Source organism: Stenotrophomonas sp. YJH_SMC_69, assembly GCF_059370495.1.
In genome coordinates, this window is the sequence record NZ_JCAFTS010000004.1 from 24,024 (window position 1) to 46,192 (window position 22,169).

The 22,169-nt window shown below is 67.3% G+C and carries 21 protein-coding genes; 7 read left to right on the forward strand and 14 right to left on the reverse strand.

Annotated elements, in window-relative coordinates:
- Positions 1-47 precede the first annotated feature (47 nt).
- The 6 genes from AC5P8F_RS08020 to rpsU all read right to left on the reverse strand — a co-directional run bounded on the left by AC5P8F_RS08020 (position 48) and on the right by rpsU (position 5,195).
- Positions 48-1,019 (reverse strand): bile acid:sodium symporter family protein, encoded by a 972-nt coding sequence (locus tag AC5P8F_RS08020; protein ID WP_032957769.1) that lies wholly within the window; start codon positions 1,017-1,019, stop codon positions 48-50.
- Positions 1,020-1,047: 28 nt separating this feature from the next.
- Complete coding sequence (locus AC5P8F_RS08025) at positions 1,048-1,548, reverse strand: protein tyrosine phosphatase family protein (protein ID WP_032957770.1); 501 nt, start codon at positions 1,546-1,548, stop codon at positions 1,048-1,050.
- 27 nt (positions 1,549-1,575) lie between these two features.
- Positions 1,576-3,315, reverse strand: a complete 1,740-nt coding sequence (gene dnaG / locus AC5P8F_RS08030; RefSeq protein ID WP_032957772.1) for a DNA primase — start codon at positions 3,313-3,315, stop codon at positions 1,576-1,578.
- 61 nt (positions 3,316-3,376) lie between these two features.
- Positions 3,377-4,297, reverse strand: coding sequence for a YihY/virulence factor BrkB family protein (locus AC5P8F_RS08035; protein WP_032957774.1), 921 nt, complete (start codon positions 4,295-4,297; stop codon positions 3,377-3,379).
- A gap of 105 nt (positions 4,298-4,402) precedes the next feature.
- Positions 4,403-4,846: a GatB/YqeY domain-containing protein gene (locus AC5P8F_RS08040; protein WP_014645703.1), complete on the reverse strand. Its 444-nt coding sequence runs from the start codon at positions 4,844-4,846 to the stop codon at positions 4,403-4,405.
- 133 nt (positions 4,847-4,979) lie between these two features.
- Positions 4,980-5,195, reverse strand: coding sequence for a 30S ribosomal protein S21 (gene rpsU / locus AC5P8F_RS08045; protein ID WP_002808376.1), 216 nt, complete (start codon positions 5,193-5,195; stop codon positions 4,980-4,982).
- Positions 5,196-5,361: 166 nt separating this feature from the next.
- On the opposite strand from rpsU, the gene tsaD reads away from it, so the two are divergent.
- Entirely contained in the window at positions 5,362-6,387 is a 1,026-nt protein-coding gene (tsaD, locus tag AC5P8F_RS08050; RefSeq protein ID WP_032957776.1) for a tRNA (adenosine(37)-N6)-threonylcarbamoyltransferase complex transferase subunit TsaD, read from the forward strand.
- A 32-nt stretch (positions 6,388-6,419) separates the two neighbouring features.
- Here tsaD and AC5P8F_RS08055 read toward each other — a convergent pair whose 3' ends face one another.
- The gene (locus AC5P8F_RS08055; RefSeq protein WP_495227861.1) at positions 6,420-7,085 is read right to left on the reverse strand and encodes a hypothetical protein; all 666 of its coding nucleotides are present in this window, start codon (positions 7,083-7,085) and stop codon (positions 6,420-6,422) included.
- A gap of 357 nt (positions 7,086-7,442) precedes the next feature.
- Between AC5P8F_RS08055 and folB the strand changes: the two genes are divergently transcribed.
- From folB to AC5P8F_RS08075, 4 genes are all read left to right on the forward strand, one after another.
- Positions 7,443-7,796: a dihydroneopterin aldolase gene (gene folB / locus AC5P8F_RS08060; protein ID WP_005407807.1), complete on the forward strand. Its 354-nt coding sequence runs from the start codon at positions 7,443-7,445 to the stop codon at positions 7,794-7,796.
- Between the two features lie 62 nt (positions 7,797-7,858).
- Positions 7,859-9,130, forward strand: coding sequence for a mechanosensitive ion channel family protein (locus AC5P8F_RS08065; RefSeq protein ID WP_046428231.1), 1,272 nt, complete (start codon positions 7,859-7,861; stop codon positions 9,128-9,130).
- A 128-nt stretch (positions 9,131-9,258) separates the two neighbouring features.
- On the forward strand, positions 9,259-11,433 hold the full coding sequence (locus tag AC5P8F_RS08070; RefSeq protein WP_014645707.1) for a glycoside hydrolase family 3 N-terminal domain-containing protein: 2,175 nt from the start codon (positions 9,259-9,261) through the stop codon (positions 11,431-11,433).
- Positions 11,434-11,561: 128 nt separating this feature from the next.
- Positions 11,562-12,113: a hypothetical protein gene (locus AC5P8F_RS08075; protein WP_049441418.1), complete on the forward strand. Its 552-nt coding sequence runs from the start codon at positions 11,562-11,564 to the stop codon at positions 12,111-12,113.
- A 110-nt stretch (positions 12,114-12,223) separates the two neighbouring features.
- Here AC5P8F_RS08075 and AC5P8F_RS08080 read toward each other — a convergent pair whose 3' ends face one another.
- A complete protein-coding gene (locus AC5P8F_RS08080; RefSeq protein ID WP_495219954.1) occupies positions 12,224-13,390 on the reverse strand; it encodes a PQQ-dependent sugar dehydrogenase in 1,167 nt (388 codons plus the stop codon).
- A 169-nt stretch (positions 13,391-13,559) separates the two neighbouring features.
- On the opposite strand from AC5P8F_RS08080, the gene yiaA reads away from it, so the two are divergent.
- Positions 13,560-14,012 (forward strand): inner membrane protein YiaA, encoded by a 453-nt coding sequence (gene yiaA, locus AC5P8F_RS08085; RefSeq protein ID WP_014645710.1) that lies wholly within the window; start codon positions 13,560-13,562, stop codon positions 14,010-14,012.
- Positions 14,013-14,119: 107 nt separating this feature from the next.
- On the opposite strand, the gene AC5P8F_RS08090 is transcribed toward yiaA, so the two are convergent.
- From AC5P8F_RS08090 to AC5P8F_RS08115, 6 genes are all read right to left on the reverse strand, one after another.
- Complete coding sequence (locus AC5P8F_RS08090) at positions 14,120-14,443, reverse strand: hypothetical protein (protein WP_053495439.1); 324 nt, start codon at positions 14,441-14,443, stop codon at positions 14,120-14,122.
- A 110-nt stretch (positions 14,444-14,553) separates the two neighbouring features.
- Positions 14,554-15,855, reverse strand: coding sequence for an APC family permease (locus AC5P8F_RS08095; RefSeq protein ID WP_329768407.1), 1,302 nt, complete (start codon positions 15,853-15,855; stop codon positions 14,554-14,556).
- On the reverse strand, positions 15,852-16,613 hold the full coding sequence (locus AC5P8F_RS08100; RefSeq protein WP_329768408.1) for a L,D-transpeptidase family protein: 762 nt from the start codon (positions 16,611-16,613) through the stop codon (positions 15,852-15,854). The genes AC5P8F_RS08095 and AC5P8F_RS08100 overlap by 4 nt, the downstream gene beginning before the upstream one ends.
- Positions 16,614-16,628: 15 nt before the next feature.
- The gene (locus AC5P8F_RS08105) at positions 16,629-17,477 is read right to left on the reverse strand and encodes a MurR/RpiR family transcriptional regulator (protein WP_014645714.1); all 849 of its coding nucleotides are present in this window, start codon (positions 17,475-17,477) and stop codon (positions 16,629-16,631) included.
- Positions 17,478-17,991: 514 nt separating this feature from the next.
- The gene (locus AC5P8F_RS08110) at positions 17,992-19,086 is read right to left on the reverse strand and encodes a dipeptide epimerase (RefSeq protein WP_014645715.1); all 1,095 of its coding nucleotides are present in this window, start codon (positions 19,084-19,086) and stop codon (positions 17,992-17,994) included.
- Positions 19,083-20,522, reverse strand: a complete 1,440-nt coding sequence (locus tag AC5P8F_RS08115; RefSeq protein WP_126411641.1) for a C40 family peptidase — start codon at positions 20,520-20,522, stop codon at positions 19,083-19,085. The genes AC5P8F_RS08110 and AC5P8F_RS08115 overlap by 4 nt, the downstream gene beginning before the upstream one ends.
- Positions 20,523-20,654: 132 nt before the next feature.
- On the opposite strand from AC5P8F_RS08115, the gene AC5P8F_RS08120 reads away from it, so the two are divergent.
- The gene (locus AC5P8F_RS08120) at positions 20,655-22,127 is read left to right on the forward strand and encodes a transglutaminase-like domain-containing protein (RefSeq protein ID WP_495219955.1); all 1,473 of its coding nucleotides are present in this window, start codon (positions 20,655-20,657) and stop codon (positions 22,125-22,127) included.
- Positions 22,128-22,169 lie beyond the last annotated feature (42 nt).

Consider the following 22,169-nt stretch of genomic DNA (forward strand, 5'->3'; position numbering starts at 1 on the left):
TCCACGCCATGCGTGGATGGTCTACCCGGAACAACCCGCGCGCCCTGTCAGGGCTTGCGCCGCGCATACCGCTGCGCGATCACGCCGCAGACGATCAGCTGGATCTGGTGGTAGATCATCACCGGCAGCACGATGGCGCCCAGGCTGCCGCCGGCGAACAGCACCTTGGCGATCGGCACGCCGGTGGCCAGGCTCTTCTTCGAGCCGCAGAACACGATGGCGATCTCGTCCTCGCGGTTGAAGCGCAGGCGACGGGCGATGAAGGTGATCAGCGGCATGGCGATGCCCAGCAGCACAGCGGCCACGATGGCCACAGCCAGCAGCGACAGCAGCGGGGTCTTGCTCCACAGGCCTTCGGTCACCGCTTCGCCGAACGCCGAGTACACCACCAGCAGGATGGTGGCCTGGTCGGTGTAGCGCAGCAGCGCGCGCTGGCGTTCCACCCAGCCGGCAATCCACGGCCGCAGCAGGTGGCCGGCCACGAACGGCACCAGCAGCTGCAGCATGATGCCGCCGATCGCATGCAGCGGATCATGGATGCCGCCCGAGGTGCCGGCCAGCGCGGTCAGCAGCAGCGGGGTCAGGAACACGCCGAGGATGCTCGACAGCGAAGCGCTGCACACCGCTGCGGGCACGTTGCCATGCGCCATCGAAGTGAACGCGATGGACGACTGCACGGTAGAGGGCAGGGTGCACAGGAACAGCACGCCCAGGTACAGCTCCGGGGTCAGCAGCCAGCCCGACAGCGGCTTGAACATCAGCCCCAGCAGCGGGAACAGGATGAAGGTGCAGGCCAGGATGGTCAGGTGCAGCCGCCAGTGCAGCATGCCGCCGATGATCGACTCGCGCGGCAGGCGCGCGCCATGCAGGAAGAACAGCGCGGCGATGGCGACGGTGGTGACATCGTCGAGGACGATGGCGGCGGCGCCCTTCATCGGCAGCAGCGAGGCCAGGCCGACGGTGCACAGCAGGGCGAGGGTGAAGTTGTCCGGTCGCAGGCGCGACCACCAGCGGGTCATGGTGGGCAGGGTCCTTGGTGCGGAGGGTTCAGGGCGAGGTGACCGGCGTGGCCAGGCGTTGGCGGGTGGCGGCTTCCAGCGACTTCAGGCCAGCACGCTGGCCCAGCTGAAGGGCCTGTTCGGGGCTGGCATGTTCGTACCGTGCATTGACCAGGCCGAGCACGGCGCCGGCGCGGTTGCCGGACGCACAGTGCAGCAGCACCGGCCCCTGGCTCTGCTGCAGGGCCAGGTGCACGGCGCGCACGTTGGCCGTATCCAGGCCATCGGCGCCGGCCACCGGAATGCGCACGTAGCGCAGGCCCAATGATTCGGCGACGCGGGTTTCATCGAAGCCCCGGTCCTCGCCGGGCTGGCGCAGGTCGATCACAGTGCGCACGCCCTGTGCAGCCAAGGCCTGCAGCTGTGCGGCGCTGGGCTGGCCGCCGGCATACAGGCCGGGGCGGACTTCGTTGAGGGGCGCGTCTTCGGCCAGGGCCGTCAGTGACAGGCAGAGCGACAACAACAGCAGGCAGGTCAGGCGCAGCAGCATGGTCTTCTCCGTGAAAACGTTCTGCCGCTACAGGCGCAGTCCGGCGCGCGCCTTCAGCAGCTCGCGCAGTTCGTACTTGTCAGTATCGTCCAGGCCCTGCTGGCGCTGCTTTGCCAACAACTCCTCCAGACGTTGCACCAGCAGCTGTTTCTCCAGCTGTGCCACTGCGTCGTGCAGTTCCTGGGTCCAGCTGGCCTCGGTGCCGGGCAGCGTCTGTGCGGCCAAGGTATGCAGCGAGGCCTGTTCCTCGCGCCCGTCGAAGTGTTCCAGCAGGGCGCCGGTACTGATGTCCGGGCGCTGTTCGACCAGCCCCAGCAGCTCCAGCAGCAGTTCCACGCCGGGCAGGCGCAGGCCCTGGAAGTGGTGCTTGCCGCCCAGCGTCAGCGCCAGCGACGGCTGCTGCAGCAGTACGGCGATCGCGCCGCGCACCAGGCTGCGCTTGGCCACGGGCTGGATCGTCCGCTGCGGCTGGCGTTGCGGCATCGGCGCGCGCGTGGCCTGGGCAGTACCGCCCAGGCCGGTCAGCTGCGCCAGCTGCTGCTTCATCAGGTCGCCAAAGGCGCCGTCGGGAATCTGCGCCAGCATCGGCTTGGCGCGTTCGGCCAGGCGTGCCTTGCCATCGAGCGTGCCCAGGTTGATCTCGCGGGTCAGTTCATCGAAGAAGAACTGCGACAGCGGCGTAGCCTGCTTCAGGCGCTCGTTGAACGCTTCGGCGCCTTCCTTGCGCACGATGGTGTCCGGGTCTTCGCCATCGGGCAGGAACAGGAAGAAGGCCTGGCGGCCATCCTTCATGCGCGGCAGCACCGACTCCAGCGCCTTCCAGCCGGCGCGGCGGCCGGCGGCGTCGCCGTCGAAGCAGAAGAACACGTCCGGTGCGTTGCGGAACAGCAGCTCGGCATGGTCCGGCGTGGTCGCGGTACCCAGCGTTGCCACCGCCTGGGTGACGCCGAACTGGAACAGCGAGACCACGTCCATGTAGCCCTCGACCACGATCAGCCGCTCGATCTTCTGGTTGGCCTGGCGCACCTGCCACAGGCCGTACAGTTCGCGGCCCTTGTGGAACAGCGCGGTCTCGGGCGAGTTGAGGTACTTGGGGCCGTCGTCCTTCTCGAACACGCGGCCGCCGAAGGCGATCACCCGGCCACGGCGGTCGAAGATCGGGAACATCACCCGGTCGCGGAACTTGTCGTAGACGTGGCCGCGGTCGTTCTTGGAGAACAGGCCGGCGCGGTCGAGCAGCTTCATGCGCCGCTCGTCCTTGCCCAGCGCGTCGCGCAGGCCGCTGTAACCATCCGGCGCGTAGCCGATCTGGAAGCGCGCGCGGTTCTCTTCGTCCACGCCACGGCCATCCAGGTAGCTGCGGGCCTTCTCGCTGCCCTCCAGGTTCTTCTGGAAGAACTTGGTCGCCGCGTCCAGCGCCGAGTACAGCTCGCGGCTGTCGTCCTGCTGCTGCGGGCTGCGCGGATTCTCGTTGCGCGGCACTTCCATGCCGGCGCGCTTGGCCAGTTCATCCACCGCGTCGAGGAACTCGAGGCGGTCGTAGTTCATCAGGAAGCTGATCGCGGTGCCGTGCGCGCCACAGCCGAAGCAGTGATAGAACTGCTTGGTGGGCGAGACCGTGAACGACGCCGATCGCTCGTCATGGAACGGGCAGCGCGCGGCGTACTCCTTGCCCTGGCGCTTCAACGGCACGCGGCTGCCCACCACCTCGACGATGTCGGTGCGGGCGAGCAGGTCGTCGATGAAAGCGTCGGGGATACGGGCCATGGGCAACAGGACAGGGCGCGGTGCAGGACCACGCGACGGAACCGGGGGCGGTCGGCCTAGTTTACCCCCTGTCGGGCACCTGGCTGGCGGTTGCCGGATCAATGCCGGCTGCGGCCAGGTGATGACGCGCGCGCAGGCGCTCATCGATCACCGCCGTCATCAGTGCGCCAACGAAGAACACGACGGTGGCGTAGTAGATCCAGACCAGCGAGATCACCAGCGCACCCATCGAGCCGTAGGCACTGCCGGGGGCCACGGTGGCGATGTAGACGCCGATGCCGTAGCGGCCCAGTGCGAACAGTGCCGAGGTGATGACGCCGCCGATGAAGGCCTGCCGCCAGGCCACGCGGCGGTCGGGCAGGTAGTGGTACATGAAGGCGAAGCCGACTGCGTAAAGCAGCAGGCTCGTGACGTACCCCAGCGCGGGCAGGATCGAGGGCAGCTGGGCGAAGGCCACCTGCAGCACCGTGGTGGCCGTCATCGACAGGATCAGCAGGAAGCCCAGGGCCAGCACCACGCCGAACGAGAACACGCGCTTGCGCAGCCAGGCCTTGAGGCCTTCCAGGCGCTCGCCGCTGGTGCGGAAGATCAGGTTCAGTGCGTTCTGCAGCTGGGCGAACACGGCGGTGGCGCCGACGAACAGCAGCAGCGTGCTCCACACACCCGCCAGCGAGCCGACATCCGGCTGGTTGTCGGCGTTCTTCAGAACGGTTTCGGCCACAGTAGCCGCGCTGCTGCCGGCCACCGAGCTGATCTGGTCGATCAGCGCCTGCTGGGCCGGTGGGTACAGCGAGGCGGTCAGCCACAGCAGCAGCACCAGCAACGGTGCCATCGACAGCAGGGCGTAGAAGGAGACGGAAGCTGCCTGGGTCAGCACGTCGACGTCGATGAAGCGCTTGGCCACCGCCATCGGAAAGCTGTCCTGCAGGCGCTTGAGGTACTTGTGCAGGGACACGGGAACGTTGGGCTCGGGTTCAACCATGTGTGCGGTTGTAGCAGGCGACCGACGAAGGCGCGGTGAAGCGGGTGCATCAATGGGGTCAGAGCCCTTCCGCGCTGCGGAAGGGATCCGACCCCAGGTGCTGGATTACGCCAGCAGCTGCTTGACCAGCTTGGAGACCAGGCCCATGTCGGCCTGGCCAGCGAGCTTGGGCTTCAGCGCGCCCATCAGCTTGCCCATGTCGGCCGGGCCGGCGGCACCGGTCTCGGCGATGGCGGCCTGGATGGCGGCCACGATCTCGGCCTCGCCCATCTTGGCCGGCAGGTAGGCTTCGATGACCACGATCTCGGCGCGCTCGATCTCGGCCAGGTCTTCGCGGTTGGCGGCTTCGTACTGGCTGACCGAGTCCTTGCGCTGCTTGACCATCTTGTCGAGCACGGCGATCACGGCGGTGTCGTCCAGCTCGATGCGCTCGTCGACTTCGCGCTGCTTGATGGCAGCGTTGATCAGGCGGATCACGCCCAGCTTGTGCTTCTCGCCCGCCTTCATGGCGGCCTTCATGTCTTCGGTGAGCTGCTGCTTCATGCTCATGAGGAACCTCGTGGTGGTAGGTGGGGCGGGGCGGATGCCCGAACCCGGAAACGCAAAAAGCCGGCGACGCTCGCGCGTGCCGGCTTCGGCTCCATCGCGACAGGCAGGCCCGCCGCAATGAAGATGCGTCCGATCAGTACAGGCGCTGACGCTTGGTGACGTCGCGCGACGAGCGGCGCAGCTGACGCTTCACAGCAGCGGCGGCCTTGCGCTTGCGCTCCTGGGTCGGCTTTTCGTAGAACTCGCGCTTGCGGGTTTCGGCCAGCACACCGGCCTTTTCGCAAGTGCGCTTGAAGCGGCGAAGAGCAAACTCGAAGGGCTCGTTCTCGCGGACTTTGACGCTGGGCATGGAATCTCCGGGACACAGTAGAACCGGGTCACGCCCGGCGAGCCGCACATTATAGCGGCGAAACGACAAACTGCAAGCGGCCAACCCTGAATACGGGCCGGGGGTTCGAAAGCAGTGAGATCTGCACGTCCCCCGAGGGGGCGGCAGGGGCGTCATAATAGCAGGCATGCGAGTCCTTGGCATCGAATCCTCCTGTGATGAGACCGGCGTGGCGGTGTATGACACCGACCTGGCCGGCAGCGCGGCCCTGCGCGCCCATGCGGTCTACAGCCAGATCGCCCTGCACGCCGAATACGGTGGTGTGGTGCCCGAGCTGGCCAGCCGCGACCATGTCCGCAAGCTGCTGCCACTGGTACGCCAGACCCTGGCCGACGCCGGCCTGGGCGTGGGCGATATCGATGGCGTGGCCTACACCGCCGGTCCCGGCCTGGTCGGCGCGCTGCTGGTGGGCGCTGGCGTGGCGCGTTCGCTGGCCTGGGCGCTGGAGGTGCCGGCCGTGGGCGTACACCATATGGAAGGCCATCTGCTGGCCCCGCTGATGGAAGACGACCCGCCGGAAGCGCCGTTCGTGGCGCTGCTGGTGTCCGGTGGCCACACCCAGCTGGTGGCGGTGGATGCGATCGGCCAGTACCGCCTGCTGGGCGAGACCCTGGACGACGCGGCCGGCGAGGCCTTCGACAAGACCGCCAAGCTGATGGGCCTGCCGTACCCGGGCGGCCCGCAGCTGGCCAGGCTGGCCGAGCAGGGCACGCCGGGCGCGTACCGCTTCGCGCGGCCGATGACCGACCGCCCTGGGCTGGATTTCAGCTTCTCCGGCCTGAAGACCCAGGTCCTGATGGCCTGGCGCGACAGTGACCAGAGCGAGCAGACCCGCGCCGACATCGCCCGCGGCTTTGAGGACGCGGTGGTCGAGACCCTGTCGATCAAGTGCGAGCGCGCACTGGAAGCGGCCGGGACCAACGTGATCGTGGTGGCCGGCGGCGTCGGCGCCAACACGCGCCTGCGCGCCCGCCTGCAGCAGATGGCCGAGCGCCTCGGCGGCCGTGCCTGCTTCCCGCGGCCGGCACTGTGCACCGACAACGGCGCGATGATCGCCTTCGCCGGCGCGCTGCGCCTGCAGGCCGGCCAGCACAGCCCGCCGAAGGTGGATGTGACCCCGCGCTGGGACATGGCGACCCTGCCGGCGGTCTGAGCGGTGGCGCCGGGCCATGCCCGGCGGACGCATTACCGATGCACTGCCAACGGCGACGCCGCCAGCACGGTTGTCGCCCGCTCATGGCGCTGCAGCCAGCCCAGCGTGTGTGGGCAGCGGGCATGGATCAGCCGCCCGATCGCGGCCAGGTCGGCGCCGAGGTCACGTTCCAGGACCGGCTCGTGGTGGGCGATGCGGTTGCGCAGGTGGCGGATGCGTCCGATATCCGCATGGATGGCTTTCCTGACGGCACTGGGATGAGCAGAGGGAGCATGCTGCAGAACCCTGCTGAGTGCGGGTATCCAAAGCGTGGAGTCGAAGCGACAGGTAAAGAGCTGCTGCCAGAACACCATCGGCAGGTTGGCGACGATCCCAGGTGTATCGGTTACGCGGCTGGCAAGTTGTTCCAGTACCGTGCGCGGAGAAGTACTGGATGAGGTTGGCAGCCTCCGTCGGAAGGCACCATTCCAGGGCCAACGCGGGCCATGCTGCCTGGCGAGCACAGCTGCAGCGGCGTTGCGGGTGACCACTTCGCACAGATGGACCGGCATCATCAGTGCACTGCACATCCGCATGTTCCACAGGTACAGGGATTCGGCTGTGACGTCGGGGCTGCAGGTCGATGCGATTCTCTCGTAAGTAGACAGACGCTCCGCTGACAACGCGCGCCGCAGTACATCGTATGGAGCCATCGTCATGTGCGGTGGTGAAGGAGGAATCGATGTTCGCGAGAGTGGGCGGCGGCGACCATCAGGGAACGTCCTTGTCCGCGCGGCTGATTTTCTGCGTTTTGCCTCGGACGAATACCTGACCTGTCCTGTCGGATTTGGCCTTGACCGGCGATCTGGTCCTTGCCTAATCTGCGTGCCTGCGCCACCGGGACTCGCGGCTGGATTTCAGCTCCCCCCGGGGACAAACGGTAGTACCAAAGGGCCCCGCTAGCAGGGCCCTTTGTCTTTTCCGGGCCGCCCCACGCCGGTGGCCCACCGCCCGTTCCGGGCAGGCTCACCGCCGTGCCGTTACCATGGCCGCCTGTATTCGTGCCGGTAAGCGCAATGGACAAGGTTTTCATCGAAGGGCTGACGATCGACGCCCTGATCGGTATCTACGATTGGGAACGACGGATCCGCCAGGACCTGGTGTTCGACCTGGAAATGGGTTTCGACAACCGTCGCCCTGCAGCCACCGATGACATCGCCCACACCCTGAACTACAAGGCGGTGAGCAAGCGCCTGGAACAGTTCGTGCGCGAGTCGGAGTTCGGCCTGGTCGAGACCCTGGCCGAGCGCTGCGCGCAGATCGTGCTGGACGAATTCGACGTGAAGTGGCTGCGCCTGAAGTTGAGCAAGCCGGGCGCAGTGCGCGGCGCGCGCGCGGTGGGCGTGATCATCGAACGCACGCGGGACTGACCCGGTCGTGCCGGCCGCTGGCCGACAACTTTGGTAACAACGAAACAGACAGGAGACAACGGATGGTGGACGCGGTGGTGGCGGTACAGTGGCTGGAACGGCTGCAGAACACACTGGAACCCTATCCCGGCGCCTACCTGGCGTTGATGATCTCGGCGCTGCTGATCGCCGCTGGCCTGGCCAACTGGGTGACCAAGCGCATCCTGCTGCGCGGGCTGCGGCGGCTGCTGAGCCGCCTGCCGGGCGCTGATACCGGCCGCGGCAGCCACCTGATGCGGGTGATCTCGCGCCTGTCGAACGTGGTGCCCAGCCAGGTGATCGCCTCGGGCATCCGCATCGTGCCGGACCTGCCGCCGGGCCTGGTCAGCTTCATCATCGGCGCTTGCCAGGCGTGGGCGATCCTGACCGTGGTGCTGGCCATCTCGCATGCGCTGGATGCGGCCAACGATCTGTACGAGCGCCGCCCCGAGGCACGCAACAAGCCGATCAAGGGCTACCTGCAGGTCGCCAAGATCGTCCTCTTCGTGATCGCCGGCCTGTCGATCGTCGCTACCCTGGCGGGCGTCGACCTGCGCTATCTGGTCACCGGCCTGGGCGCGGCCACGGCGGTGCTGATGCTGATCTTCCAGGACACCATCCTGTCGCTGGTGGCCAGCGTGCAGATCAGTGGCGATGGCCGCGTGCGCATCGGCGACTGGATCGAGATGCCCAGCCAGAACGCCGACGGCGACGTCATCGACATCGCACTGCACACCATCACCGTGCAGAACTTCGACAAGACCATCACCACCATCCCGACCAAGAAGCTGGTGACCGAGTCGTTCAAGAACTGGCGCGGCATGCAGGAGGCCGGTGGCCGCCGGATCAAGCGCGCGCTGTACCTGGACCAGCACAGCGTCGGCTTCCTGGACGAGGGCGACCTGGCCTTCCTCGGCGAATTCGCGCTGCTGCGCGACTACCTGCGCGACAAGGAACAGGAACTGGGGCAGTGGAACGGGCGCCTGCGCGAGCAGGGCGTGGCCGAGGTCAACAGCCGCCGCGTGACCAACCTGGGTACGTTCCGGGCCTATGTGGAGCGCTACCTGCGCAGCCACCCGGGCATCCATACCGACATGACCCTGCTGGTACGGCAGCTGCAGCCGACCACCGAGGGCCTGCCGCTGGAGCTCTACTGCTTCACCCGCAGTACTGCCTGGGCCGAGTATGAGGCGGTGCAGTCGGACATCTTCGACCACCTGCTGGCGATCCTGCCGGCCTTCGGCCTGCGGGTATTCCAGGCCTCCAGTGACGCCATGTTGATGGCCGGGCAGCGCCAGTTGGCCGGCTCGGAGTAAGCTGCGGTGCCCCCGGCGGGGCCATACGGACCCCGCTGGTGGCTGAAACTGAATGAAGAAACCTCTCGCCAAACGGCTCGGGATCGCTAGAATGCCGGGCTTGTAAACGTTTTCATCAAGGACTGCCGGTGGCCTCCGATCGCATCGAATCCCTCATTGCCCAGATGACCGTCGAGGAAAAGGTCGGCCAGCTGGGTGTCTTCGCGGACATGGTCCGCCCGTTCGCCCCGGACGTGAACCCGGAAGCCAACGTGCGCAATGCCGACCAGGTGCTGCAGCAGGTGCGCGAGGGCAAGGTCGGCTCGCTGTTCAATGGTGTGGGCGCCGAACTGGGCCGCCGCATCCAGCAGGTCGCCACCGAGGAGAGCCGCCTGGGTATCCCGGTGATCCTGGCGGCCGACGTCATCCACGGCATGCGCACCGTGTTCCCGATTCCGCTGGGCGAGGCCGCCAGCTTCGAGCCGGACCTGGCCGAGCGCACCGCGCGCGCCACTGCGATCGAAGCCACCGCCGCGGGCCTGCACTGGACCTATGCGCCGGCCGTGGACATCGCCCGCGACCAGCGCTGGGGCCGTGGCGCCGAAGGTGCCGGCGAGGATGTGGTGCTGGGCTGTGCGTTCGCCGCCGCCCGCGTGCGTGGCTTCCAGGGCAGCGACCTGCGTGCGGCCGATTCGCTGCTGGCCACGCCCAAGCACTTCGCCGCCTACGGCGCGGTGATGGCCGGCATGGAATACAACATGGTGGACATCTCGCCGCAGACCCTGCGCGACGTGCACCTGCCGCCGTTCAAGGCCGCCTTCGAGGCCGGCGCGATCACCGTGATGTCCTCGTTCAATGACATCAATGGCGTGCCGGCCAGTGCCAATGCCGAACTGCTGACCGACATCCTGCGCGGCGAATGGAAGTTCCCGGGCGTGGTGATCTCCGACTACACCGCCGACATGGAGCTGGTCGCGCACGGCTACGCCGCCGATGACCGCGATGCCACGGCCAAGGCGTTCACCGCCGGCCTGGACCTGAGCATGCAGAGCGGCTTCTATGCCGAGCACCTGCCCGGCCTGGTCGAGAGCGGCGAGGTGCCGATGGCGGTGCTGGATGAAGGCGTGCGCCGCATCCTGTGGCTGAAGGAGACCATCGGCCTGTTCGACGACCCGTACCGTTCGCTGGACCCGGCGCGCGAAGCGGATACCTCGCACATTGCCGCGCATGACGAACTGTCGCGCGATGCCGCGCGGCGTTCGATCGTGCTGCTGAACAACCGTGACAACGTGCTGCCGCTGCAGAAGACCGGGCAGAAGATCGCGCTGATCGGCCCGTTCGTGCAGGACCGCGAGAACATCGAAGGCTGCTGGACGCTGTTCGGCGACAAGCAGCGTTACGTGGACCTGGAAACCGGCGTGCGTGCCGCCATCGGCGACGAAGCGCTGCTGGAAATCGTGCCGGGCTGCGAACTGGAAGCCGCGATTCCGGGCGGCACGGAAGCCGCTGTGGCTGCCGCACTGCGTGCCGACGTGGTGGTGCTGGCGCTGGGCGAACCGCAGCGCTACAGCGGCGAAGCACAGTCGCGCGTGGAGATCACCCTGCCGCCGGCACAGCAGGCGCTGGCCGAGGCCGTGGCGATGACCGGCAAGCCGCTGGTGGTGCTGCTGCGCAATGGCCGCGCGCTGGCATTGCAGGGCGCAGTGCGCAATGCGCAGGCCGTGGCGGTGACCTGGTACCTGGGCACGCAGACCGGCCATGCCGTGGCCGATGTACTGTTCGGCGACTACAGCCCGTCCGGCCGCCTGCCGGTCAGCTTCCCGCAGGTGTCCGGCCAGCAGCCGTACTTCTACAACCACCCGCGCACCGGCCGTCCGGAACTGCCGACCATGTCGGAGTTCAAGGCGCGCTGGCGCGAGATTCCCAATGAACCGCTGTACCCGTTCGGCCATGGCATCGGCTACACCACCTTCGCCTACGGCGTGCCGCAGCTGAGCACGGCACAGCTCGGCTGGGACGACACCCTGACCATCACCACCGTGCTGACCAACACCGGCCGCGTGGCGGGCGAGGAAGTGGTGCAGCTGTACATCCATGATCGCGTGGCCAGCCGCGTGCGTCCGGTGCGTGAACTGAAGGACTTCCGCAAGGTGGCGCTGCAGCCGGGCGAGTCAGCCGAAGTGGTGTTCACCTTGACCCGCGAGCAACTGGCCTTCACCGGCCGCGACGGCGTGCTGCGTGCCGAGCCGGGCCAGTTCGACCTGTGGGTCTGTGCCTCGTCGGCCGCCGGCGAAGCGGTGCAGTTCGAGCTGCTGAAGGCCTGATCGAAAAAAAGGGGACGGAGGGGATTAAGTCGTTTGTGCCAAAACGACTTAATCCCCTCCGTCCCCTTTTTTGTGGTCCTCACTGTGGCGGCGCTACCATCGGGCCTCCTGTTCGATGGAGTGCGCGCATGCGCCGGATGGCCTACCTGATTCCCGCCCTGCTGCTGGCGGCCTGTTCGCAGCCGGCGCCGCCGGCCGAGCCTGCAGCGGATGCGCCGCCGCCGATGGAGGCCAGTGCTGCTTCGACACCTGCGGCTGAACCGGCGGCGCCGGCTGCCGAAGCCGCCGCTGCACCTGCCGCACCGGCAGCCGAGGTGTCCGCCGAGGATGCGCGTGCGCGCATCGAGTCGCTGCTCGGCGATGCCGCGCAGTTCGAAAAGGTCTTCAATGCGTTCAAGGCCGCCGTGGTCGGCGGTGATCGCGCTGCGGTGGTCGAGGAAGTGCGATTCCCCTTGAACATCAGCGGCGGAAAGAAGATCTCCGGCCCCGGAGAGTTCCAGCGCAACTACGAGAAGATCATCACGCCGGAGGTGGTCAAGGCGGTGTCCGAGCAGGACTTCGGCAAGGTGTTCGTCAACCAGCAGGGCGTGATGATCGGCAGCGGCCAGGTGTGGTTGAGCGGCCAGTGCCTGGACCAGGCCTGCACGAAGACCGAGGTGAAGGTCATCACCATCCAATGAATGCAGACGCCCCGCGTGCGGGGCCGTTTGGCAAGGGTAGTGCCGGCCGCTGGCCGGCAACCGCAGGATGCCGGAAGGATCCAGGGTGCCGGCCAGCGGCCGGCACTACCTCAGGTCTTCGGCGTGAGCTTCAGCAGGCGCGCCTTGCTGCCGTCTTCCAGCAGCCACAGCGCGCCGTCCGGGCCCTGTTCCACTTCGCGGATGCGCTCGCCCATGTTGAAGCGCTCGGCTTCGCGCGCGCTGTCGCCATCGAAGGCCACGCGCACCAGCGAGGTGGACGACAGGCCACCGATGAAGCCGCTGCCCTTCCACTGCGGGAACAGGCTGCCGCTGTAGATCACGAAGCCGGCCGGCGAGATCACCGGCGTCCAGGTCACCTTCGGCGCGGCGAATTCCGGGCGCGTATCGTGGTCGGGAATCGGCCGGCCGTCGTAATGGTCACCGTTGGAAACGATCGGGTAGCCGTAGTTGGCGCCACGCACGATCAGGTTCAGTTCGTCGCCGCCGGCCGGGCCCATCTCGTGCGCCCACAGCTTGCCGTTGGCATCGAAGGCCATGCCGAGGATGTTGCGGTGGCCCAGCGACCAGACCTGTGCGGCCACCCCGCCCTGCGACGCGAACGGATTGTCGGCGGGCAGGCTGCCATCGTCGTTGAGGCGGATGATCTTGCCGAGGTTGCTGCCCATGTCCTGGGCCGGATCGAACTTCTGGCGCTCGCTGGAGCTGATCCACAGCTTGCCGTCCGGGCCGAAGGCGAGGCGATGCCCGTAGTGACCCTCACCGCTGACCTTGGGGCTCTGCCGCCAGATCACCTTCAGGTCCTTCAGCTGGCCACCGCCGTTGGCATCCAGTGCCAGCGTGGCCCGGGCTACGGCGGCACCGCGGGTATCCAGCGTGCCTTCCTCGGCATAGCTGACGTAAACGACATGATTCCGGGCGAAATCCGGGTGCAGGATGATGTCGCCGAAACCACCCTGGCCAGCATAGGCGACCTTCGGAACGCCGGTGATCTCGTGCTTCTGGCCGCTGGCCGGGTCCAGGTGCTGGAGCTTGCCGCGCTTTTCGGTGACCAGCAGGCTGCCGCCGGGCAGGAAGGTCATCGCCCAGGGCTGGTCGAAGCGGCTGACTTCGGTGGCGTTGAACGGGCGCTGGTCGGTGGCGGCAGAGGCCGCCGTGGCGGTCTGCGCACCGTTGGCGGCCGGATCGGCGGCATTGCAGGCGGAGGTGGCAAGGATCGGCACAAGGCCGAGGGCGAGCAGCAGGGGCGTGCGGGTCATGGGTATCTCCAGTGCGGGGATGCGGATGGCCGGGCTGTCCCTTGTATACCACCGGCGCCGTGAGCGTCGTGGCCCGAAGGTCCTGCGCCCCCCTGTGCGAGCGCGGCGGGATCGTCTAGGGTGGGCACGCCCGGGCAAAGCGTGCCCGCCTGCCTGCCAAGGACCTGCAATGAACACTGCCATGCCCCACAAGCCGTCCACCGCCTTCATCGCCGCCTCCTGGGTGGCCCTGCTGCTGGGGGCGGCGGCGTACCTGATCGGCCTGTTCAACGCCACGATGGCGCTCAACGAGAAGGGCTACTACCTGACCCTGCTGCTGTTCGGCCTGTTCGCGGCGGTGTCGCTGCAGAAGAGCGTGCGCGACCGCGTCGAAGGCATTCCGGTGAGTGGCCTGTACTACGCGCTGTGCTGGTTCGCGCTGCTGTCGGCGCTGATGCTGCTGCTGGTCGGCCTGTGGAATGCCACGCTGGCGCCGAGTGAGAAGGGCTTCTATGGCATGGCGTATGCGCTGTCGCTGTTCGGCGCGGTGGCGGTGCAGAAGAACACCCGCGACCTGATCGCCGCCGGTGGGGGCGAGAGCAAGCGCAGCGCCATCGTGCCGCCGCTGCCGGAACAGGAGTGATCGATCCGGTGTAGAGCCGGGCCATGCTCGGCTCAGTCGAGCGTGGCTCGACGTTACAGACGAGGTGCGAGAGCCGAGCGTAGGCTCGGCTCTACAGAAGCCTGGCGCTATCGTGCCAGCCGCGGATCCGCCAGCTGTGCCTCCTCCCAGCCACGACGCACCGCATTGCGTGCCTGCGCCCAGTCCAGGCGGCTGCGGCCGCGTTCGTTGGCCCAGCGTGATTCGAGCTCGGCCTCGACCTGTTCATAGGCGCGGATCATGTCCTGTGCACGCGCGCCGTGGCCGATGCGGTAGGCCGGCTCGTAGTCCTCGAAGAACAGCTGGTCGTCGTAGTACGGCTCGGCCGTGTAGCGCTCGCGCCAGTAGTTGCTGACCGCGTCGCGCGGCGTGCTGTCGTCCGGTACGCGGCCGGGGATCTGGTACTCGGTCATGGAAGGCTCCGTTGTGGACGAAGCCCGATCGTGCCTGTGTGGCGGTTAACGGCCCGGTCCGGCAGCGTGATCACCAGATCAATCCGCCGGGCATGGCCCGGCGCTATCGGTCATCCGGCATCGGTATCCTTTCGCGGCAGCGTGTAGATCACCGCGCCGATGGCGAACGCCACCAGCGCAGCAGCGATGTTCTGCCAGCTGGCACTGGCGAACAGCGCCAGGCACAGCAGCAGCGCCAGCACCGGAATCAACGGCCCGCCGGGCAGCTTCAAGGCGCCCGGGCGGTCGGCGTAGCGCTTGGCCAGTACCAGGACTGCTGCGGCAGTGCCGATGTAGGCGAACAGGCGCGTCGTCATCGACAGCAGGGCCAGCTGCACGAACGAACCGGACAGGGCCAGGCCGAGCGCGATCAGGCCCTGGCAGAGGATCGACGCGGCCGGGGTGTGGAAGCGTGGATGCACCTGGGCCAGGATCTTCGGGCCGTAGCCATCGCGGGCCAGTGCGAACAGGAAGCGTGGGCCCATCATCATCGTGTTGCTGTTGGTGCCGAGGATGGAGATGGTGGCACCGACGGTCAGGATCAGCGCCAGTGCTTCGCCACCGAAACCGGCGGCGGCATCGGCCAGCGGGGTGGCCGAACTGGACAGGTCGGCCAGCGTTCCCTGCGCCACCACCTGCACCGCGCCGTAGATGACGGTGACGGTGATGATCATGGTGATCAGGGCGAACGGAATATCGCGGCGCGGATTGCGGTACTCGCCGGCGGCGGCCGGGATGTTCTCGAAGCCCGCGTAGGCGTAAAGCAGCAGCAAGGCGGCTTCGCCCATGCGCTGCAGGTCATGCGGGTCCGGGCGTTGGCCGGAGAAGGCCAGCTGTGGGTCGATGTGGAACGCACCGATGGCCACGAACAGCAGCAGCGGCAGCATCTTGCCGATCACCAGCACCACGCCGGTACGCGCGGCCGAGCGCACGCCGATGATGTTGATGCCGGTGAGGAAGCCCAGCGATACCACGATCACCGCGATGCGGCCCAGGCCGGCATCGGCCCACGGCCAGAAACGCGCAACCGCGTCGGCCAGCGCGTTGCTGAGCGCAGCGGCCGAGCTGATGCGGGTCAGCCAGATCATCCAGCCGATCTCGAAACCGGCGAAGCGCCCGAACGCCTCGCGTGCATACAGGTAGCTGCCGCCGGGTTCATCGAAGTAGCTGGCGGCCTGCGCGTAGCACAGCACCAGCAGCGCGACGACGATGCCAGCGGCGACCACGCCCCACAGGCTGAAGGGGCCGAGCAGGGCGACGGTGGCGGCCGGCAGCAGGTAGATGCCGCTGCCGATCACATCGTTGATCGACAGGCCGACGATCTGCCAGCGGCTGACCGCGCGTTGCAGCTGCGGTTCGTCCTGCGTGCTCAACGGACGTCTCCGGCCAGCGCGGGCAATTGCCACTGCGCCTGCAGGCGCTTGTACTCCGCGCGCGGCAGGAGCACGAAACGCGGCGCGTCCTGCGGCCGCAGCCAGTCCAGCAGTGCCTGCATGCGTTCCTGCGGCATGGCCGTGCAGCCGGCGGTGGCCTCGCCGGGCTGGCGCCACAGATGGGCGAAGATGCAGCTGCCCTTGCCGGGCTGGTTGTCCGGGTTGTGGGCGATGATGAAGCCTTCCCGGTAGCGCACGTCGCCCTTGTTGTGCAGGTCCAGCCGCATCGGCTCGGTGGAGCCCTTGACCGCTGCATTGCCGACCTTCTTTTCATCGACGATGCGGTTGTAGAACGGCGAACCGGGTACGTCCATGCAGTAGCTGCTGTCCAGCATCGGCTGGTAGGGCATGGCAGTGCCGCGGCGGGTGACGGCATAGCCGAACGCACTGCCGAGCGCGAATATGCCGGCCGGGCTGCGGCCATCCCCTTCCTGCTTCTGCGGGCCATCCGCCTGTGCCGGATGCAGGCCCAGGCCCCAGGCGCTGCCGGTTCGGCCGAGCGCGACCGGGAACGCCTGTCCGTGCGTGTGCCAGCCCTGGCCGTCGCGCACATAGGCCTGCAGCTGCCCCTGGGTGCTGTCCCAGCCATCGCTGGTGACCACGATCAGCTGGCGCGCGCCATCCAGCGGCGCCGCGTGAATAGACACCGCCGCAGCAAGCAGCAGTGCGGTGGTGGCAAGGCGGACCAGCGATCTCATCAACGTGCGCTCCGGTCAGGAATCCAGCAGGTGGTCGATCCGCTCCAGGTTCACCGCAAGCTGCTGCTGGCGATCCGGATTGGTGTGGCAGAGCAGCACGAACAGGAAATCGAGCAGGGCGTGCATGGCGCTACGGTACAGCAGCTGCGCGACCTGTGGCGTGCGGTCATGGGCGCAGACCGCCAGTGCCGCATCCGCATGCGCGCGCAGCGGGTTGGCGGTGTGGCGGGTGATGGAAATCACCTTGCCACCCATGTCCTGGAACTGCCGCGACAACTGTGAAAGCTGGGGCAGGTTGCCGAACTCGGAGAACATCAGCAGCGCATCGCCGGGGCGTGCGGCCGAGAGGTTGGCCAGCATCAGGATCGGATCGGTATGCGGCACCACCAGCAGTCCGAGCAGCGACAGCCGCATGGCGAACTCGCGGGCGAACAGGCCGTCGTCACCCAGGCCGTAGACGAACAGCTTTGGTGCGCCGTCGAGCAGCTGCACGATGCGCTCGATCTCCCCGCGTGGATTGGCCTGGCGTGTTTCCTCCTCGGCCTGGGCCTTGCTGCGGCGCAGGGCCTCGCCCAGGCGCTGGTAGTCATCGCCGCTGTCGGGTTCGTCGGGCGCCTGCTGCGGATCGGCACCGGCGCGGGCCACATCTTGGCCGATGGAGTACTTCAGATCCGGGTAGCCCTTGAAGCCAAGCTTCTGGCTGAACTTCACCACGCTGGACTGGCTGATGCCGAGCGCGCTGGCCAGCTGCTGTGAGGAGTAGTCGCGCAGCAGGTGGGCGTTGTCGAGGATGAAGTCGGCGATGCGGCGCTCGATGGCCGACATCTGCCCACGCTCGGTGCGGATCTTCAGCAGGGGCGGCATGCGGGGTGTCCGGGGGTCTGCAAAGGCGTTGCGGTTGGCCGCATAAAGCGAATTATGGGGTGGGTCGGGCGGGTGGGGATTGCGGGGGACGCCGCAAGTACGTCCGTGTAGGCTTGGCCGCCGCATCCATGCGGCGGACACCCCCGCAAGCCCCACCCGCCCGACCCTGGACACATCGCGCGCGTGCCAGCCGCGAAGGGATTACGGGGTAGGGCAAAAACAAGCGCTTCCACGCGTGGCGTGGATCTACTGGGTGCAGCTGTTGCATTGGACGTTGAGTCCGCCTTGTAGCGAGCCGAGCACCGCAGGTCCGGTGAGGGCGAAGAGGCGCGGGTGTCTGAGCGCAGCGAGTTCCCGCGCCGTCCCTCGACGGGCCGAGGAGCGCAGGGAACCGGTGCGTAGCACCGGCTCGCGGCCGGCGGAGCGTTTCTTTTGGTTACTTTTCTTTTCGCGAAAAGAAAAGTAACGCGCGACCCAGCGTCAGTGGCAGGCAACGTCAGCCGCAAGGCAGAGATCAACCCAGCATCTCCAGCCCGCGCACTTCGGTGATGCCCAGCCCCGGCACGTCGCTGATGCTGATCTCCGATTCGTTGAAATGCACGCCGCCGCTGACCGGATCGAACTGGCCCAGCGAGGGGCCGTCCAGATCGACCTTGGTGATCACATCGCTCTTGGCCACGGCCAGGTGCACGGCGGCGGCCACGCTGATGCTCGATTCGATCATGCAGCCGATCATGCACGGCACGCCGTAGATGCCGGCAATGTCGGCGATGCGGATCGCGTTGGACAGGCCGCCGGTCTTCATCAGCTTGATGTTGATGATGTCGGCCGCGCGCTGCTGGATCAGGTCCATCACCTGGCTCGGGCTGAACACGCTTTCGTCGGCCATCACCGGCGTGTTGACGCGGTCGGTGACGTACTTCAGGCCGCTGATGTCGGCCGCTTTCACCGGCTGCTCCAGCAGTTCAAGCACCACGCCGGCGTCTTCCAGGGTACGCATCGCATGCACTGCCTGCTTGGCGGTCCAGCCCTGGTTGGCGTCCAGGCGCAGCAGGGCGCGGCCTTCCACGGCGGCATGGATCGCCTTGACCCGTTCGATGTCCAGGCCGATGTCCTTGCCGACCTTGATCTTCAGCGACTCGAAGCCGCGTTCGATTGCCGACAGCGAGTCGGCCACCATCTTGTCGATGTAGTCCACGCTGATGGTGATGTCGGTGGTGATCACCGGGTCGCCACCACCGAGCATCTGGTACAGCGGGGCGCCGTGCAGCTGCGCCCACAGGTCGTACAGCGCGATCTCCACCGCCGCCTTGGCGCTGGTGTTGCGCTCCATCGCGGTCTGCACCAGCGTGCACAGGTGGTTGAGGTTGACCACGTCCTGGCCGATCAGGCGCGGGGCAATGAAGTGGCGGATCGCTTCGATGATCGAGCCGTGCGTATCGCCGGTGATCACGGCGGTGGCCGGGGCTTCACCATAGCCGGTGTTGCCGGTGTCGGTGCGGATCAGCACCACCACGTCTTCCACGGTTTCCACCGTGCGCAGGGCGGTCTTGAACGGTGTCTTCAACGGCACGCGCAGCATGCCCAGTTCGATGGCGGTGATCTTCATTCAGGAGTCTTGGCCCGCAGGCGCTGGATGTTGGTGATGCGGTCGATGTAGCGGACGGTATCGCTGGCCATCATCGGCTCCAGCGGCGTGACCGAAACACCATTGAGATGGGCCTGCACGCGCGTGCCGTCGGCACCGAACCAGCTGCCGCCCGCCGTATCGTGGATCACCCACGTACGACCGTCGACGTGGCCGATGGCCATCATCACGTGGCCGGGGATGTAGACCAGATCGCCGACCTTCAGGTCGGTGACGGCACGGTCGCGCAGTGCCTTGCCGTCCTTGCCGGTGAACGGCAGGCGATCCAGCGCCGGGCTGACCGCCTGTGCACTGGTATTGCGTGGCAGCAGCACGCCGAAGCTGCGGTAGATCTCGGAGACGAAACCGCTGCAGTCGCGGGTGTCGTAGTCGTGGCCCCAACCGTAGCGCTCGCCGAGGAACTTGAAGGCCTGCTGCAGCAACAGGCGCGGGGTCAGGGCCAGGTAGTCGGCGGCGGTGTCCTGCGAGCGCGGCAGCAGGGCCGGTACCAGTTTCAGGCGACCATCTGCCTCGCGTACCGGCAGCTGCACCACCCACGATGCGTGCGCCTGCTGGCCGTTCACCGGTTCTGACGCGGGCCAGTCGGCCAGCACCGGCAGGCGCACGCCCATGTCCAGCTGCAGGCGCGAGACACGCGGTTCTTCCGGGGTGTAGGCGGTCTGCGCGGTGGCACCGGTGATGATCCGGTAGGGTCCCTTCGCGCCGTAGCCGAGCACCGTGGCCTTGTCGCCGCTGGCGATGGCGTCGGCTTCGATCCACGCGCTGTAGCGCTCGCTGTGCACGAACAGCCAGCGGCCGTCGGCACTGCGGTGGACCACGGCGACCTTGTCGCCGGGGAACAGTGCCGATTCCTGGAAGCGGTCGATGTCGGTGTCACCGACGGTGCTGAAGACGCGCTCGCGGGTGGGGAAGGTGCGCAGTGCGGCACGCTTCACCACCAGCCCGTAGGCCGGTGCCACCTGGGCGGGAATCGCATCAAGGCCGAGGTTGGCTTCGATCGCGCTGCGCAGGGCCGGCGCGATGGGCGTGCCCTTGTCGCTGTAGAGGGTGCGCGTGGGCCAGCTCGACAGCGCGGTGATGCTGGCACGCACCGTCGCCCCATCAAGCTGGGCTGGCAACGCCGCGATGTCCTGGATGTGGCTGTCCTGCGCCCGCATCCGTGCGTTCTGCGCCTCGATCTGCGCGCGATCCAGGATCGGCGCATCGGCGTTGTCCAGACGCGCCGCCCAGTACTGCGGCGTCAGGTAGGCCTCGTGCAGGCCGATCACATAGGGCAGCGGTGCGCCGGGATCGGGCGCCGGGGCGGCCTGTGCAAAGGCCGGTGCGGCCAGCAGGCACAGGGCCAAGGTCAAGCGGCGCGGCCAATGCCGGTGCCGTTCGCGGGAAGCCAGGCTCATGCGGTGCACACCCTCCTCGAATGCCTTGTGGAATATTTATTCCTTTCGGCATCGAAAGCAAGAATAAATTATTGACCGGCATCCCGGTCCGTGTTACACAGCCGTTACCACCCGCGCTGGGGAAGTGTCGCTGTGGATCCTGCCATTCGCAAACCGCGTCTGCCTGCTGCTGCCGGCCTGTGTGCCGCGCTGCTGCTGTGGGTGTCGGTCACGCAGGCGGCAGACGGGCGCAGCAGCCAGCAGCGTGCGCGCCAGGCGCAGGTGATCGACCTGATCGACGGCGGCCGCTTCAGCGACGCCGATGCGTTGCTGGCGACAGGGAGCGATGCTGCCGAAGGCGCGTTCCAGCGTGAGCGCATGCGCCGCATCCGCCTGGATCTTTCCCTCGACGAAACCGCCGCCAAGTCTGCCGTGCGCCGCTGGATTCCCGACCTGACCGACGAGGAATTCGCGCGCTGGGACCAGCTTGGCCTGATCGAGCATCTCGATATCGATGGCGAGCGTTGGTACTTCAAGCGCGCACCGTCGAACCTGTTCCTGCTCAGCGACGAAGCACGCGCACGCCGCCGTGCGGATGCACCGATGCCGCCTCCAGGGCCCAACGAAGTGCTCAACGCGCACCACACGCGCGTGCTTGCCGCGGCCGAACAGAGTGGCCGGGCGTCGGTGCTGCCGCAGCGTATCGAATTCACCCAATCGCTCACGGTGAAGGCCGATGCCGTGCCGGCCGGCGAAACCGTGCGTGCCTGGATTCCGTACCCACGCGAGATCCCCGGCCAGCAGGAGCAGGTGCAGTGGCTGGGCAGCAGCCCAGGCAAGGCGCGGGTGGCACCGGCCAGCACCTTGCAACGCACGGCCTATCTGGAGGCCAAAGCGGTGGCCGGGCAGCCGACCCGCTTCGAGATCCGCTACGCGGTCACGATCTTCGCCCGGCACACCGCGATCGACCCGGCCGTGGTGCAACCGACCCCGGCCGATACGGCGTTGAAGCCGTATCTGGCCGAGCAGCTGCCGCATGTGCGCTTCACCCCTGCGTTGAAGCTGTTCTCCGACCAGGTGCTGCAGGGCGAGACGCGCCCATATGAAGTGGTGCGCAAGCTGTTTGCTGCGGTCGACCGTATTCCTTGGGCCGGTGCGCGCGAATATTCCACGCTCAGCAACATCAGCGATTACGCGCTGCGTTCCGGCCATGCCGATTGCGGGCAGCAGACCCTGCTGCTGATCGCGCTGCTGCGCCTGAATGGCATTCCCGCGCGCTGGCAGTCGGGCATGGTGTTCTCCGACGATGGCAGTGGCTACAACAACCTGCATGACTGGGGACAGGTCTACCTGGCGCCGTATGGCTGGCTGCCGATGGACGTGACCACCGGCGCACTGGCCAGCGATGTGCCGGCCCTGCGCAACTTCTACCTGGGTGGCCTCGATGGCTACCGCATCGCCTTCAACGATGATTTCGGCCAGCCCCTCGTGCCGGCCAAGCAGCACTTCCGCTCGGAAACGGTCGACTCGCAGCGCGGCGAGGCCGAGTGGGCAGGCGGCAACCTGTACTTCGACCAATGGAGCTACGACTTCCAGTGGCGGGTACTGCCAGCCAGGCAACGCTAGCGCGACACATCGCATTCCACACCATTCAATTCTTGCAGGAGA

Bases quoted from the DNA above. Each gene is read 5' to 3' on its own strand.
- AC5P8F_RS08020 (WP_032957769.1), bottom strand. From the start codon at position 1,019: ATGACCCGCTGGTGGTCGCGCCTGCGACCGGACAACTTCACCCTCGCC.
- AC5P8F_RS08025 (WP_032957770.1), bottom strand. From the start codon at position 1,548: ATGCTGCTGCGCCTGACCTGCCTGCTGTTGTTGTCGCTCTGCCTGTCA.
- dnaG (WP_032957772.1), bottom strand. From the start codon at position 3,315: ATGGCCCGTATCCCCGACGCTTTCATCGACGACCTGCTCGCCCGCACC.
- AC5P8F_RS08035 (WP_032957774.1), bottom strand. From the start codon at position 4,297: ATGGTTGAACCCGAGCCCAACGTTCCCGTGTCCCTGCACAAGTACCTC.
- AC5P8F_RS08040 (WP_014645703.1), bottom strand. From the start codon at position 4,846: ATGAGCATGAAGCAGCAGCTCACCGAAGACATGAAGGCCGCCATGAAG.
- rpsU (WP_002808376.1), bottom strand. From the start codon at position 5,195: ATGCCCAGCGTCAAAGTCCGCGAGAACGAGCCCTTCGAGTTTGCTCTT.
- tsaD (WP_032957776.1), top strand. From the start codon at position 5,362: ATGCGAGTCCTTGGCATCGAATCCTCCTGTGATGAGACCGGCGTGGCG.
- AC5P8F_RS08055 (WP_495227861.1), bottom strand. From the start codon at position 7,085: ATGACGATGGCTCCATACGATGTACTGCGGCGCGCGTTGTCAGCGGAG.
- folB (WP_005407807.1), top strand. From the start codon at position 7,443: ATGGACAAGGTTTTCATCGAAGGGCTGACGATCGACGCCCTGATCGGT.
- AC5P8F_RS08065 (WP_046428231.1), top strand. From the start codon at position 7,859: ATGGTGGACGCGGTGGTGGCGGTACAGTGGCTGGAACGGCTGCAGAAC.
- AC5P8F_RS08075 (WP_049441418.1), top strand. From the start codon at position 11,562: ATGCGCCGGATGGCCTACCTGATTCCCGCCCTGCTGCTGGCGGCCTGT.
- AC5P8F_RS08080 (WP_495219954.1), bottom strand. From the start codon at position 13,390: ATGACCCGCACGCCCCTGCTGCTCGCCCTCGGCCTTGTGCCGATCCTT.
- yiaA (WP_014645710.1), top strand. From the start codon at position 13,560: ATGAACACTGCCATGCCCCACAAGCCGTCCACCGCCTTCATCGCCGCC.
- AC5P8F_RS08090 (WP_053495439.1), bottom strand. From the start codon at position 14,443: ATGACCGAGTACCAGATCCCCGGCCGCGTACCGGACGACAGCACGCCG.
- AC5P8F_RS08100 (WP_329768408.1), bottom strand. From the start codon at position 16,613: ATGAGATCGCTGGTCCGCCTTGCCACCACCGCACTGCTGCTTGCTGCG.
- AC5P8F_RS08105 (WP_014645714.1), bottom strand. From the start codon at position 17,477: ATGCCGCCCCTGCTGAAGATCCGCACCGAGCGTGGGCAGATGTCGGCC.
- AC5P8F_RS08110 (WP_014645715.1), bottom strand. From the start codon at position 19,086: ATGAAGATCACCGCCATCGAACTGGGCATGCTGCGCGTGCCGTTGAAG.
- AC5P8F_RS08115 (WP_126411641.1), bottom strand. From the start codon at position 20,522: ATGAGCCTGGCTTCCCGCGAACGGCACCGGCATTGGCCGCGCCGCTTG.